Genomic DNA, 13,890 nt, shown 5'->3' with positions numbered 1-13,890 from the left:
TGATGAAGACGCTGATCGAGAGGATGCCCGCCTGGCGGGATAAGTTTTGGGTCATTCCCGCCGTAGCGGTAGCGGTAGCCGTCGTGGCGGCCGAAGGCATGTTGGCGCTCGACCGCAACTTCGATCTGGCGTTCTCTCGACTCTACGACGGTAGTGCGGAAAGTGCCCAGGGCCTGCTCACCGCCGTAGCAACCGCCACGCTGTCTCTGGCCGGCACCCTGTTCTTTATCACCCTGACCGCGCTTTCCGGCGTGGTGACGGTGATGGGCCCGCGCCTATTGCACGAGTTTTTAAAGGATCGTTCCATCCAGTCCACGCTGGGGATCTACCTGGCGACTTTTACCTACTCGCTGCTCTCTCTGCGTGCCGTGCGCGCCGGCGGCGAGGGCAAGCAAGAACACGTTCCCTCGCTGAATGTCGCTGTCGACATCGCCTTGGCGCTGATATGCGTGGTCTTTTTGATTTATTTCATCGTCCATATCGCGCAGTCCATTAGCATGTCTCATGTAGTGCACGTGGTGGCCCAGGATGTGGAAGAGCACATGCGGCGCCTCATTGAGCGCGGCGAAGAAGAAAAGGTTGCCAAGGCACCAGGTTCGGATTTCTATGAATCCGCCGATGCAACCCGCAGCTCCCAAACGGGCTACCTGAAATTCGTGGACTACGAGTCTATTGCCCAAGCGGCCGCCGAAGAAGAGTGCGCGGTTCACCTGGGTGTTGCCCCGGGCGATCTCGTGCTAGAAGGCGAGGTCATTGCCCACGGCGTGCCGCACATGCCGGAAAACATTGAAAAGCACATCGTGGTCACGCAGCACCGCGAGGATGCCTCTGCGCACGACCCTCGGTTTACTGCCCGGCACCTCGCGGAGATTGCCGCCCGCGCTTTAAGTACCGGCGTCAATGACCCTTATACGGTCATCGACATCATTGACCGCTTCACGCAAATCTTGGTGGTCATTGGGGACAAGCGCTTGCCCCAGGGGATTATGCATATCGATGGCGAGTTCCGCTTGGACTATCAAACCTTTAGCTACGAACAGATCATCGAGGCGATGTTCACCCAAATCCGCCGCGATGCGGCCGATAACGCCGAGATCTATCTGAGCCTGTTGGATAACCTAGCCAAGGTGGTCGCGCTGCTGCGCACCGTGGAGCGCCGTAATGTCCTAGATGAAGCGGCGGAGGCCATCTACTCCGATGCGGGCCGCCAGGTCGGCGGCGAGGTGGAATTGCGCCAGTTAGAAGATTCGTTTCAGCACTTCAAAGCAAACCTCGCCCGGTGGGAAGAATCCGAGAAGCCGGGCGAGGAGAATGAAGACTCCGAGTCCTAAGGGGAGCTTGGCGCGCTTGCCCCTAGGTGTGGAGTACTCCACACCTAGTTGCGGAATCCATGCACCGGGGCAGGGATGAAGCCGCCGCGGTTGATGAACTGCGAATTGCCCACCTGATTAACTGGGATGATCGGTGCGTAGCCCAAAAGCCCACCGAAGCTGACCTCGTCTCCTACCTTGGCGCCAGGTACCGGGATGACGCGCACGGCGGTGGTCTTATGGTTCATCACGCCGATCGCGGCTTCATCCGCAATCATGCCGGAAATCGTGGCCGCCGAGGTATCGCCGGGCAGTGCGATCATGTCAAAGCCGACCGAGCAGATCGCGGTCATGGCTTCCAACTTATCCATGGAAATGGAGCCGGACTTTACGGCATCGATCATGCCCCTGTCCTCAGAGACCGGAATGAAGGAACCGGACAAACCGCCCACGCGCGAGCATGCCATCATGCCGCCCTTCTTGACGGCATCGTTAAGCAGCGCCAATGCCGCCGTCGTGCCGTGCGTGCCCACCTGATCGAGGCCCATGTGCTCGAGGATGTGTGCCACGGAGTCGCCGAGTTCTGCCGTGGGGGCCAAGGAGAGGTCAATGATGCCGAAGGGAACGCCGAGGCGCTCGGAGGCCATATTGCCCACGAGCTGCCCGGCGCGGGTGATCTTGAAGGCCGCCTTCTTTACTTCCTCAGCCACCTGATCCAGGCTTGCGCCTTCCAAGGAGCCGAGGGCGCGGTCCACCACGCCGGGGCCGGAGACGCCAACGGAGACGACGCAGTCAGGCTCCTCGATGCCGTGGAAGGCGCCGGCCATAAACGGATTATCGCCCACGGAGTTGGCAAAGACGACGAGCTTGGCGCAGGCAATTGCGGAATTATCCTTGGTCAGCTCAGCGGCTTCCTTGATGACCTCGCCCATCTGCTTCGTCGCATCCATGTTGATGCCGGCGCGAGAGCTGGCGATATTGACCGAGGAGCACACTACGTCCGTCTCGGCCAAGGCTTCGGGGATGGAGGAAATGAGCTTTTGCTCTGCGCTCGTCGCACCCTTTTCTACCAGCGCGGAGTAGCCGCCGACGAAGTTAACGCCCACTTCCTTCGCGGCCTTATCCAGCGCCCGCGCGGCATCGACGGGGTTGCCGTCCAAGCCTGCGACAACGAGGGAAATGGGGGTGACGGAGATGCGCTTGTTGACGATCGGGATGCCGAGCTCACCTTCGATGCCCTCGCATACCTCAACCAAGCGGCCCGCTTGCTGCGTTACGAGGTCATAGATGGCCTGGCAGGTTGCCTCCATGGTCGAGCGCGTGCATCCCAGCAGGGAAATGCCCATCGTCACGGTGCGGATATCGAGACGATAGTTTTCAATCATCTCGATGGTGTCCAAGATATTGGTGGTATTAAAACGCGTGCTCATGTTAAATCTCGTTCATGGCGGTAAAGAGGTCTTCGGACTGAATGCGGATGGATTGCTGCTTTTCCTCCGCAACCGGGCGCATCCGCTCCTTGATGGTTTGGATGGATACGGCATCCGCATCGAATTCAACGCGGAGGATCATGGTGAAATAGTCACCCATAATGGTCTGCGAGACATCAATGACGTTGATGTCCAGATCAGCAAGAGTCGTGGTCACTGCGGCAATGATTCCGGTGCTATCGGCGCCGGTAACGGTCATAATGGCATACATAACCAGTATTCTATCTGGTTCGGTGGGCAACGCTCGCACCACGGTCGCGGCATGTTCTGGCACTGCTGAAAAGAACCGCTGCAGCATAAAAATCGCGCTGTTACCATGGGGCGCTATGGCTGATACCAAGAAAAAGGTTTTGTACATCGGTGGACACGGCAAGGTTGGCCTGCTGGCGGCTCCAAAATTAGCGGAAGCTGGCCACGAGGTTCACTCGCTTATCCGTAACCCAGACCAAAAGGCCGATATTGAGCAGGCCAACGCTACGCCGGTTATTGCAGATATTACCGAGCAGTCCGTTGACCAATGGGCCGAGCTATTCGCAGATTATGACGCAGTTGTATGGGGTGCCGGAAACGGCGGCCGTGGCGGCGCGGAACTGACGTGGGCCGTCGACCGCGACGGCGCATTGGCCGCCATCGAGGCCCTGGAAAAGCTGGGCAAAGACGTTCCTCAGTTCGTCATGATTTCTTATGTCGGCTCCCAGGTTGCGACGACGGACCCAGCCGATGAAAAGTGGTACGCCTATGTGGAGTCCAAGAAGGAAGTGGACAACCGCTTGGCCGATAGCTCTATCCCGCACATCATCCTGAAACCCGCTGGCCTGACGGAGGAGCCTGCGCAGGGGCTGGAATTTGTTGAGGACAAGATGCTGCAAGAAGGTCAGACCTCGTCTCGTGACCTAGTGGCAGACGTCATCGTAGAAGTATTGGGCCGCGAGGAGCTTCCAACGTCTCCAGTCGTATTCGTTGACGGCGACAAGCCAGTCAGCTCGATTAAGTAATAGTTAGCCAGGCTAGCTATGAGCCTCTCGCGCCCAGCCGTCCTGCTCGACTGCGATCCAGGCATAGATGACTGCCTCGCCCTGATGTACCTGGCGGGGCTGCATCACGCAGGCGAGATCGAGTTGGTGGGCGTGAGTACCACTGCTGGTAACGTCGCGGTCCAGCAGACAGCCGCCAATGCACGGTGGATTTTGGATCTTTGTGGATTACCGGAGGTCCCCGTCGCCCCAGGGCGGCCGGACCCGCTTGAGGTCCAGCTGACCACGACACCTGAAACCCACGGGGAGTCCGGCTTGGGTTATCTTTCCGCGCCCGATCACGATTTCGGCGAAATTCAGTGGCATGAGTTGTGGTCGAGCGCTATTGCCCGCAACCCGGGGCTACACCTCATCGTCACCGGGCCGGTAACTAACTTGGCAGACTTCGAGCGGGAGCATGGCGATGCCGTCGCGCAGTGCGGCTCGATTACCATCATGGGCGGTGCCGTTAATTATCGCGGTAATACCACGCCTACGGCGGAATGGAACTTCTGGGTAGATCCCCACGCGGCAGCACGTCATTTTTCAGCCTCAGCAGAATTGCACAGTACGCTGTGCTCGCTTGAGGTCACCGAGCAATTTCTCATCAACCCAGAGCGCTTAGCAGAAATTCAGGGGCTTCTTGGTACACACCCGATGGCGGAAAAATTGCCGGAGATCCTGCGGTTCTACTTCGAGTTCCATCAAGCGCAAGAAGAAGGCTATCAAGCCCAGATCCATGACCTTCTGGCCTGCATCATTGCGCTAAAGAAGGTGCCGTTTGAGGCTGTGGATACGACCATAGACGTGGAAGCGGATTCTGCACTGATGCGCGGTACCAGCGTCGCGGACCTCCGCAACCATTGGGGCCGGCCAGCTAATGCCTCTCTGGTGACCAGCGCGGATATTCCAGCCGCCCACCGCGAGTTCGACAGGGCGCTGCGCGCATTGAGCGCGCGTGTTGCTCTAGGCGAATAAATCTTTTACCCTAATCCGCAGCGCATACGCCACATTTTTCCTACGCTGAGGTGACATAGGCTGGGACTACAAGAGCAGTGTGCCCCAATCTCTTTTTACACATTGATGGATTAGGAATACCTCTATGCCTCAGCTTTCTCTTACCCCTGCCCGCCGGGGGATGGTCATCGCGGGTGCCGCGCTCGTCGTCGCCACCTGGATCTACTTGGTGCTTTTCCGCCCAACTGATTGGGAGTCCGTAGCGGGCTCCGCCGAAGCCTTGATCACCCTGACCGGCTACCTCATCGGTGCGGCCTTGCTGCTCGCCGGCACCGTGCCATCCCTGCCGGCGCGCACCATCGCCATCATTCCTATCGCCTTGGTCCTCAACATCGTGGTGGGCCAAATCATTGGGTCGAGTGGCATTCCGCTGTATATTGACTCCGTGGGAACCATCCTGGTGGCGGCACTGGCAGGCCCCATTGCCGGGCTTGCTACCGGTACGCTGTCTTCAGTGGTCTGGGGATTGCTCAACCCGATGGCACTCCCATTCGCTGCCGTTTCCGCGGCTACCGGCTTCCTTTCTGGCTGGGCCATCCAAAAGGGCGCGTTCACTAAGATCTGGAAGGTCATCGTCAGCGGTGCCATCATCGGCATCATCTGCGGCATGCTCGCCGCACCCGTGGCCGCGTTCGTCTACGGCGGTACGGCTGGTGTCGGTACCGGCGCGCTCACGTCCCTCTTCCGCGAACTCGGCAACTCCTTGATTGCGTCCGTTACGATGCAATCACTTATCTCCGACCCACTGGATAAGGCAGTCGTCTTCCTCATCGTGTGGGCTGCCGTGAAATCCTTGCCTAAGCGCACCCGGGAATCCTTGCAGCCTCGCTAATGTATCGCCTTCACCCGTCGACGGTCCTTACCATTGCTGCGTGCGGTTGGCTACTTATCCTTGCTGTCAATAGCCCACTAGCCTCTGCAGTGGTAGCTGGCGCAATGCTTGCCTATGGCGTGTGGGCCACGAGATCCCTTGCGATCGTCTTGGCCTCTGCAGCGCTCTGTGTTCCGGTGGCCTTATCGATGTTGGTGATCCACGCCCCCTATGGCGATAACCAACTGATTCCGCTCGTCACAAGCGATGGCCTGCTCATCGCCGCCACACTAGCCCTGCGCTTTTTCGCACTCATGGTGTGCTTCATCGTGGCGATGTCCGTACTGCGAATCTCCGATATTGCGAAATGGCTACAAGTCTCGCGCGCGGGGCACAAAATCGCCTACATCGTTGGTGCATCATTGCAGTCCTTACCGCAAGGTGCGCAAGCCTGGCGGACCGTCCGCGATGCCAACCAGCTGGCGGGAATCAAGGTGACGTGGCGCAATACCATTTCCCGGGTGGTCATCCCAGTAATTTCGTGCCTCCTGATCCAAGGCACCGAGCGCGGCCACGCCCTTGCCGCCGTGGGCTTTGATGAAGAGGGGACCAGGACCCTTTTGCGGCCGGTGCCGGATTCAAACTTGTCCCGCGTGCTGCGCTACATCGTTCCTCTGGGAACCATAGGAGTCATGGTCTTTGTATGGATATAGACGATATTCAGCCGAGTAAAGGTACCGTCGTCCAAGTACTTGTTCCTTCGGATGCCATCGCCGAAAACGTGGCGCAAGAGCTGGGCGAAAAATTCTCTACGTCTGCCATCATCGGTACTGACTCCTCCGCGCAGATGAGCTATTTGCGCGATACCTGCATCGAAGAAGTGGTCCTAGGATTAGAAAACCAAGGTGAGGACCCAGCCCGCATGCAGATGCGGGGAGAGGAAATGCTTGCGGCGGTGGGGCTTAGCGATTACGCGGAGAAAAACCCCACCCAGCTTTCTGGCGGTCAGACGCGGAGGCTCGCCGCTGCATGCGTCGCCATCCGCGAACCCGAGGTGCTCATTATGTGCGAGCCGAGCGCGGGGCTTGACCCCACATCGTCGGCGATGATGGTGCAGCTATTGCATTCGCTGCGCAATACCTGCGTTCTTGCCGTGTCATCCATGCACTGGCCCGAATTGGGCGGGGAAGTCGTAGGAGAGATCCCACAACCTGCCGCTATACACCTGCAATCGATTTCGGATTATGGGGCGCAAGAATACCTCGGGCCGCTTACTGCGCGCCGCGGACAAGAAAAGAAGCGCTGGTGGCAATCGGCGAAGCCTTCCGGCAATACCTTTAGCGTCGGACCGGTAACCATCCCCATTCGCGGCGGGGGCGTGACCTGGTTGCGCGGGGCAAACGGAACCGGAAAAACGTCGCTCCTGCGCACCGCCGCCGGCCTTGATGGGGCACAGCGCCCAGCAGAGCCTCTGGGATTGGTCCTACAATCTCCTTATGACCAGGTAATATATTCCACCTTGGGTGACTTTGTTCCCAGTGACGCGTTGAGGGAGTTGCTAGAGCTTGACGCCGATGAGCACCCATTGGATCTATCCGCTTCCCGGCTGAGGCTTGCCCAAACTGCACATGTGGTGGGGATGGGCCACGCCATCTTGCTCATGGATGAGCCCGATAGCTTGCTTTCGCTAACGGATCGGGCACTCATGCATCAACTGATTCATAGGGCGCTGGAATCAGGAACGGCAATCGTCCTTACGTGCCATGATCCAGGGTTCGTCGCAGAGATCGCGCAGTATGTCAGCGTCCAGGAAGTAGAACTTTCCAATACCGGTGGCTTGGCAGAGAGCACCGACTAACCAAGTCCGCGTTCAGCTGGCGCCTTCGCCTCCCAGTGAGAAAAGCGGAGTGACGAAGGTGGGGGGTGTTCCTATATAGTTTGTCAATCTCGCGGGTGAGGTTGATTGGGGCGGATCCTCAACTCGGGATTTTTAGGTGTGTTGTTTTGCGCGCGACTGGTAGCCGACTGGGGGTTTCCAGTCGGCTTGTTTCGTTGTTAGAGGTTAGGCTGCTGCGGCTTCCTTTGCTGGGGCGGGATCGCGGTAATATTCGTGGTTGCGCATCATGGCGTAGAGGACGTTGATTCGTCTGCGGGCGAGTGCTACGACTGCGGCGTTGTGACGCTTGCCTTCCTTGCACTTTCGTTCAAAGAATTGCGGGCCTAACCCCCGACGTGTCCACTTTCCGGGGTCAGGCCCCAAGAGCAACGTAATGGGCTCGGTTAGCGCTGTGGAGACCTAGAACTCCGAATGGATTGCTCCACCAGATCGAGGACACGCTCTAGGCCATCCGTATCCCCTAAGGCGAGCCTATTAATGAACCCATCCATGAAGGTTTCCAAATAGCACACCAGGGTATCTATATCGACATCGTCTCGCAGACGGCCTTGTTCCGCGTTGGAAGCGAGGCGGGCGCGGATAGCCTCGTCACGAATGGACTGGTGTTCTTTCCACCGAGCAGCAAACGATGGGTCCGTGCGCAAGAGGGAAGTGATCTCCAGACGCGTGGCAAGCCAATCGTGGCGTTCTGGGTGACGCAACATCTCCCGCATAACCTCGACGAGGCCGTTATTGGCCACTACTTCTGCCTGGCGTGCGGCATCCTCGCGGGCTAAAGAGAGGAATAAGGACTCCTTGTCCCCAAAGTGGTGGAATATGGCGCCGCGTGATTTCCCCGTGGCTTGTTCTAAGAGGCGGACAGTCGCGCCCTCATAGCCATGTTCGGCAAAGCACCGGCGAGCTCCGACGAGAATTTCGTGCCTGCGCCGATTTAACTCAGATTCACTCACGATTGGCATGGTGAGGTCGTCTCCTTTTAGGAATGTTTAATGCTTCAAGTTAAGTATGTTCTAAAACGAACATAGAACGACAACGAAGAAACGCGGGGCCGCAGAGCCCTCTACGGGAGAGAGCGGTGCGACCCCGCGTCTTCAAGCTCAGCGACGAGTACTAAGCCCAAGGGACTTAGTACTTTGTCGTCGCATCAAATGGCTTAGTTCTTCACCATCTGGCGCAGCACGTACTGCAGGATGCCGCCGTGGCGGAAGTACTCTGCCTCACCCGGGGTGTCGATACGTACGTTAGCGTCGAACTCGACGGCGTCGTCGGAGTCCTGCTTGGTAGCGGTGACGTGAACGGTCTTCGGGATGGAGCCGTCGTTGAATCCGGTGATGCCTTCGATGTCGAAGGTCTCCGTGCCGTCCAGACCCAGGGACTCGTGGGACTCGCCCTCAGGGAACTGCAGCGGGATAACGCCCATACCGATGAGGTTCGAGCGGTGGATGCGCTCGAAGGACTCGGTGATGACTGCCTTAACACCCAGGAGGTTGGTGCCCTTTGCAGCCCAGTCACGGGAAGAACCGGTGCCGTATTCCTTACCAGCGATAACGACCAGTGGGATGCCGGCTTCCTTGTAGTTCTCGCATGCATCGTAGATGTATGCCTGCGGTGCTCCCTCTTGGGTGAAGTCGCGGGTGTAACCACCGGTCTCATCCACCAGCTGGTTAGCCAGGCGGATGTTGGCGAAGGTACCGCGCATCATGACCTCGTGGTTACCGCGGCGGGAACCCAAGGAGTTGTAGTCAGAGCGGGACACGCCGTTCTCATCCAGGTACTGCGCGGCTGGGGTGCCCGGCTTGATGGCAGAAGCAGGGGAGATGTGGTCGGTGGTGACGGAATCGCCCAGCTTCGCAAGAACGCGAGCGCCCTTGATGTCCTCAACTGGGTCCGGTTCGGTCGGCATGCCCTCGAAGTACGGAGCCTTGCGGATGTAGGTGGAGTCCTCATCCCACTCGAAGGTCTCGCCCTCTGGAACATCCAAGTTGCGCCATGCATCGTCGCCCTTGAAGACGTCAGCGTAGTCGGCCTCGTACATCTCGCGGGAGATGGCGGACTGGATGGTGTCCTCGATCTCCTGCGGGGTAGGCCAGATGTCCTTCAGGAAGACATCGTTGCCGTCTTCGTCCTGACCCAGCGGCTGGTTGTCAAAGTCGAAGTCCATGGTGCCGGCAATAGCGTAAGCGATAACCATGATTGGGGATGCCAAGTAGTTCATCTTGACGTCCGGGGAGATACGACCCTCGAAGTTGCGGTTACCGGACAGAACTGCGGTAGCTGCCAAGTCGTTCTCGTTGATGGCTGCAGAAACTTCCTCTGGCAGCGGGCCGGAGTTACCAATGCAGGTGGTACAGCCGAAGCCGGACAGGTAGAAGCCCATAGCCTCGAGGTCCTTCCAGAGGTCTGCACGCTGGAAGTAGCCATCGACAACCTGGGAACCAGGCGCACAAATGGTCTTGACCCATGGCTTGGAGCGCAAGCCCTTTTCAGCGGCCTTACGCGCAATCAGACCAGCACCCACCATGACGGATGGGTTAGAGGTGTTGGTGCACGAGGTGATGGAGGCAATGGCCACCATGCCGTGGTCAAGGGTGTACTCGCCGCCGTTGTCAGGTTCAACGGTGATCGGGTTGGAGTGACGTCCCTTAGCACCAACCGCGGCGGATTCGCCGTGGCCCTCGCGAGACTTGTTCAAGCCACCGGTGACATCATCATCGCCAGGCGCGCCGCCCTCACCGGACATGCGCTTAGCCTCAACGGAGGAGTCGTCGACGCATACTTCGTCGGTGGTGTAGTTGGACAGATCCTTACGGAACTGCTCCTTGGCCTCCGAAAGAAGGATGCGGTCCTGCGGGCGCTTCGGGCCGGCGATGGACGGCTCAACGGTGGACAGGTCGAGTTCGATGTACTCGGAGTACTCCGGCTCCGGAGTGTCCTCTGCCAGCCACATGCCCTGGGCCTTGGCGTACTGTTCCACGCGGTCGATCTGCTCTTGCGGGCGACCGGTGAGCTCGAGGTACTTGGTGGTCTCTTCGTCGATGGGGAAGATGGCCGCGGTGGAACCGAATTCAGGCGACATGTTGCCGATGGTGGCGCGGTTAGCCAGCGGGACGGACTTAACGCCGTTGCCATAGAACTCTACGAACTTCTGGACAACGCCGTGCTCACGCAGCATCTCCGTAATGGTCAAGACGACGTCGGTTGCGGTAACGCCGGTCGGGATTTCGCCGGTCAGCTTGAAGCCGACGACCTTCGGGATGAGCATCGATACCGGCTGGCCGAGCATGGCAGCCTCTGCCTCGATGCCGCCGACGCCCCAGCCTAGGATGCCCAGGCCGTTTTCCATGGTGGTGTGGGAGTCAGTACCGATACAGGTATCTGGGTATGCCAAGCCCTCGTTGTCAAAGACAACGCGGGACAGGTACTCGATGTTGACCTGGTGGACAATACCGGTTCCCGGAGGAACAACGCGGAAGTTGGAGAAGTTCTCAGCACCCCAACGCAGGAACTGGTAGCGCTCTTCGTTGCGCTGGTACTCGATTTCGACGTTCTTCTCAAGAGCGTCGGTGGAACCAAAGGCCTCAACGATAACGGAGTGGTCAATAACCATCTCGGCAGGGTTCAGCGGGTTCACCTGGTCTGGCGTGCCGCCAAGAGCGGACACAGCCTCACGCATGGTTGCGAGGTCGACGACACAGGGAACGCCGGTGAAGTCCTGCATGAGGACGCGGGCCGGGGTGAACTGGATTTCAGTATCCGGTTCGGACTTTGGGTCCCAATTGGCAAGGGCCTTGATGTGGTCCTCGTTTACATTCTTGCCGTCCTCATTGCGCAGCAGGTTTTCTGCCAGCACCTTGAGGGAGTACGGCAACTTCTCCATGCCAGGAACCGTGTTGATGTCGAAGTAGTCGTAAGACTTACCGTTGACATCAAGGGTCTTCTTGGCGTCGAAGGAGTTCAAGCTTTCAGTCACAGGGAGCTCCATTCCTTGTTGATAAACAGTGTGTTCTGTTTTGTACTCGCCGCCTGCTGGAGTTGCGGGATAAGCAAAAGGCGTGCGACCAATTGATGGTTGCGACGAAGCCATGGGGCCCGCAGTGCCAAAGACGGCAAAGAACGCGATGGTTCACCTATTTATTGTAGAGGTAAAAACCTTCCGTTGCTCTCATTGTAACGGGACAAGCGTTCTGTTTAAAGTTATTGGCGGCTCTCGGCGCGTTAACTGCGCGAACGGCCGCGGTAACCTTTATCTTTAGAAAAGATTGGCCCAGGCACAAGCGCAGTGCACAACCCCCGATCTCGGGTGCGCAAGCCCCTGTAATAGGAAAGAAGAGGGAAGGGGATTGAATGGTTCCACATGAAGTGGACATCCCGCAGCTAGCTCAGCAGCTCAAGCAGGACGGCGTGGCCTACTCCGCCCCCTCCTTGGAATCGGATGCTCAGCTGAATGAACACGTCGCCGAACAACTGCGTGAGGGTGACGGGCTCGCTGTCGTTGATGTTTTTGTCTCCAAGGCTGCGGACGTGCGCGATATTGCACAAGAGCTTTATGACGCTACGGATCTGCAGACCGTCATCGTGCAGACCCCACGCCATGTTTCCTCGGTCAGCGAGAACTATAGCCGCGCGGATATTGAATCCACCCAAGCTCAGTTAACGCCGGGGCTCAATCAGGTCGATATCCTAGAGCGGTACTACGCGGGGCTTGAGCATAGCAGCTTTCCGATGATCGCGATCGTCGCCGCCGTCTTAATTCTCGCCCTAGTTTTTGGCGGCCTAAGTTACCGGCGCGCCTCCCAGCATCGCGAGACGCGAGGGTAAGTAGCACCCCTCAGGGGAGGCAGGAGTAGGAAGAAAAGCGGCCTTAAAACTAGCCAGCTTCCGAATACGTTTGTTCGAAAAAATAGTGGACATTTTCCGTTCTTTGAGCCTCCAGTGCGGCCCAAAATCTTCCGCCGATGCGGGCCCGAAGCTTCAAGGGTGAGTGAGTTCCCGTGGCCCGTCGCACCGAAAGGCGTGGAGAAGCCGCACCGAGATTTATGGAAAATGATCGTCAAGCGGCGGCGTCGTAGTTGGGGCATCTATAGGCCTCCGCCGGGTGGCACCGGGCGCCCGCGAATGAAGAAAACTCCACACGCCTAAAGGAGGCCAGGGGAGCGGGGGAGGGGTCGAAGTAAAGGCTTAGTGGTTGACTTCGGCCGGGGGAGTGGTTCTCGAGCGGTGAATCGGCCCTGATTTTGGCCACACCTATGGCTGGGAGGGTCGTGAAATCTAGAAATTGAAGTGATGAACATCACAATAACGGGATGGTAACAAAATCATTGCAGGTTAGGTACGCCTGTTGTGTCATGTGGTTTAACTTGACTCCACGTAATTAAGTGGAATGTGTGCGAAAAGGGCGTGTCGTGACGTATGGTTCGAGTGTCGACTCAAGGGACATGAATATCTTCTTGAGTTCATGGGCTTAGCCTTGACGGTCAATTGAAGATTCACACGGGTATGTGGGGAAGCACGCCTCGCGGGAATCGAGGAATTGGCGGTACTTGGAAGTCAATGAACCACGAGGGACCTCTCGAACGGGAGGGCAGAAAAACTTTTCACTTGAGCGATGACAATGTTCGAAAAAATAAACATCAACCCACCTTCCTTAAAAGTGGTGAGACGAGTTCGCTAGAGCTCCATCGTGTGGGTATGCGGATGTGGTTCTCCCTGAACCCTTCAACGTTGGATTCCCGGAGAAGCGGGACCCAGTCGCAAGGTTCGCGGAGGAGCGCAGTCGGGTACGCGCAGAATGAGAGAAAGAGGGAACCGAAATCACACTAGGGCCAGCATCGTGTGGCCTGTTCATGGTTTGTGGCCGCTTGCCCTCGCACGGATGAGCTCAGATTTGGAGCTGTACTTTCACTGCGCCGCGGCGAGTTGAGCCAAGGATCATAGGGCAGTTCTCACTATGCCAAGCGCAGCGTGCGAGGGGGCCTGGACTCTGTCAGCCACCCAAACTCACCGCACGCCATAAGCGAAGCTCGATGAAGATGCGCCAATCCCGGATCTCCCGGATTGGCACTGCGATGGGAGCATAGATGCTTCCCGCAAGGCTAGGGCGCTCACGCTCACAATAAACCGCGTAAGACACGTGGGAGAAGTGCACCATATACGTCGCTGGTATGGGGAAATAGTAGCGAGTGATGGGCATTGAGCCGTGAGGCAGCACAGTTAAGCATCAGTGTATAGGGCTTTAGACATGCGCACTCCCTAGGTGAAGTCTCTAGATTTTCGGGCACATGTTCCGTTTACCTCCTGGAGCCGAGTGCTGCCAGGGCGATGACGCCTACCCAGAATCCTCCGGGTAGGTAGC

General features: G+C 58.0%; 11 protein-coding genes and 1 pseudogene. 7 read left to right on the top strand and 5 right to left on the bottom strand.

Annotated elements, in window-relative coordinates; genetic code table 11:
* The first annotated feature begins 2 nt into the window (after positions 1–2).
* A complete protein-coding gene (locus ACP8IT_RS06455) occupies positions 3–1,331 on the top strand; it encodes a DUF2254 domain-containing protein (protein WP_490289763.1) in 1,329 nt (442 codons plus the stop codon).
* A gap of 44 nt (positions 1,332–1,375) precedes the next feature.
* On the opposite strand, the gene ACP8IT_RS06450 is transcribed toward ACP8IT_RS06455, so the two are convergent.
* Both ACP8IT_RS06450 and ACP8IT_RS06445 read right to left on the bottom strand, forming a co-directional pair.
* Positions 1,376–2,740 (bottom strand): PFL family protein, encoded by a 1,365-nt coding sequence (locus ACP8IT_RS06450; RefSeq protein ID WP_237800844.1) that lies wholly within the window; start codon positions 2,738–2,740, stop codon positions 1,376–1,378.
* Between the two features lies 1 nt (position 2,741).
* A complete protein-coding gene (locus ACP8IT_RS06445; RefSeq protein ID WP_034654051.1) occupies positions 2,742–3,011 on the bottom strand; it encodes an ACT domain-containing protein in 270 nt (89 codons plus the stop codon).
* 115 nt (positions 3,012–3,126) lie between these two features.
* On the opposite strand from ACP8IT_RS06445, the gene ACP8IT_RS06440 reads away from it, so the two are divergent.
* From ACP8IT_RS06440 to ACP8IT_RS06420, 5 genes are all read left to right on the top strand, one after another.
* Entirely contained in the window at positions 3,127–3,795 is a 669-nt protein-coding gene (locus tag ACP8IT_RS06440) for an SDR family oxidoreductase (protein WP_023017472.1), read from the top strand.
* 18 nt (positions 3,796–3,813) lie between these two features.
* Positions 3,814–4,791, top strand: coding sequence for a nucleoside hydrolase (locus ACP8IT_RS06435; protein ID WP_490289762.1), 978 nt, complete (start codon positions 3,814–3,816; stop codon positions 4,789–4,791).
* 124 nt (positions 4,792–4,915) lie between these two features.
* Positions 4,916–5,662: an ECF transporter S component gene (locus ACP8IT_RS06430; RefSeq protein ID WP_490289761.1), complete on the top strand. Its 747-nt coding sequence runs from the start codon at positions 4,916–4,918 to the stop codon at positions 5,660–5,662.
* Positions 5,662–6,354: an energy-coupling factor transporter transmembrane component T family protein gene (locus ACP8IT_RS06425; protein WP_284631553.1), complete on the top strand. Its 693-nt coding sequence runs from the start codon at positions 5,662–5,664 to the stop codon at positions 6,352–6,354. Before ACP8IT_RS06430 ends, ACP8IT_RS06425 begins: the two co-directional genes overlap by 1 nt.
* Entirely contained in the window at positions 6,345–7,499 is a 1,155-nt protein-coding gene (locus ACP8IT_RS06420; RefSeq protein WP_490289760.1) for an ATP-binding cassette domain-containing protein, read from the top strand. Before ACP8IT_RS06425 ends, ACP8IT_RS06420 begins: the two co-directional genes overlap by 10 nt.
* Before the next feature lie 204 nt (positions 7,500–7,703).
* Here the strand turns inward: ACP8IT_RS06420 and ACP8IT_RS06415 are convergent.
* The 3 genes and pseudogenes from ACP8IT_RS06415 to can all read right to left on the bottom strand — a co-directional run.
* Positions 7,704–7,844 (bottom strand): annotated as a pseudogene (locus tag ACP8IT_RS06415) (IS110 family transposase); the annotation flags it as partial.
* A gap of 77 nt (positions 7,845–7,921) precedes the next feature.
* Positions 7,922–8,497: a TetR/AcrR family transcriptional regulator gene (locus tag ACP8IT_RS06410; protein ID WP_005279159.1), complete on the bottom strand. Its 576-nt coding sequence runs from the start codon at positions 8,495–8,497 to the stop codon at positions 7,922–7,924.
* A gap of 194 nt (positions 8,498–8,691) precedes the next feature.
* Positions 8,692–11,508, bottom strand: coding sequence for an aconitate hydratase (gene can, locus ACP8IT_RS06405; RefSeq protein ID WP_023017477.1), 2,817 nt, complete (start codon positions 11,506–11,508; stop codon positions 8,692–8,694).
* A 374-nt stretch (positions 11,509–11,882) separates the two neighbouring features.
* On the opposite strand from can, the gene ACP8IT_RS06400 reads away from it, so the two are divergent.
* Positions 11,883–12,356, top strand: a complete 474-nt coding sequence (locus ACP8IT_RS06400; RefSeq protein WP_490289759.1) for an Rv1476 family membrane protein — start codon at positions 11,883–11,885, stop codon at positions 12,354–12,356.
* The last annotated feature ends 1,534 nt before the right edge of the window (positions 12,357–13,890 follow it).

Source organism: Corynebacterium sp. LaCa_23 (assembly GCF_058182375.1).
Note: the sequence above shows the minus strand (reverse complement) of the source record. Positions and strands in the feature narration are given on the sequence as shown.

Bases quoted from the DNA above. Each gene is read 5' to 3' on its own strand.
- ACP8IT_RS06410 (WP_005279159.1), bottom strand. From the start codon at position 8,497: ATGCCAATCGTGAGTGAATCTGAGTTAAATCGGCGCAGGCACGAAATT.
- ACP8IT_RS06420 (WP_490289760.1), top strand. From the start codon at position 6,345: ATGGATATAGACGATATTCAGCCGAGTAAAGGTACCGTCGTCCAAGTA.
- ACP8IT_RS06435 (WP_490289762.1), top strand. From the start codon at position 3,814: ATGAGCCTCTCGCGCCCAGCCGTCCTGCTCGACTGCGATCCAGGCATA.
- ACP8IT_RS06455 (WP_490289763.1), top strand. From the start codon at position 3: ATGAAGACGCTGATCGAGAGGATGCCCGCCTGGCGGGATAAGTTTTGG.
- ACP8IT_RS06430 (WP_490289761.1), top strand. From the start codon at position 4,916: ATGCCTCAGCTTTCTCTTACCCCTGCCCGCCGGGGGATGGTCATCGCG.
- ACP8IT_RS06440 (WP_023017472.1), top strand. From the start codon at position 3,127: ATGGCTGATACCAAGAAAAAGGTTTTGTACATCGGTGGACACGGCAAG.
- ACP8IT_RS06400 (WP_490289759.1), top strand. From the start codon at position 11,883: ATGGTTCCACATGAAGTGGACATCCCGCAGCTAGCTCAGCAGCTCAAG.
- ACP8IT_RS06450 (WP_237800844.1), bottom strand. From the start codon at position 2,740: ATGAGCACGCGTTTTAATACCACCAATATCTTGGACACCATCGAGATG.
- ACP8IT_RS06425 (WP_284631553.1), top strand. From the start codon at position 5,662: ATGTATCGCCTTCACCCGTCGACGGTCCTTACCATTGCTGCGTGCGGT.
- ACP8IT_RS06445 (WP_034654051.1), bottom strand. From the start codon at position 3,011: ATGTATGCCATTATGACCGTTACCGGCGCCGATAGCACCGGAATCATT.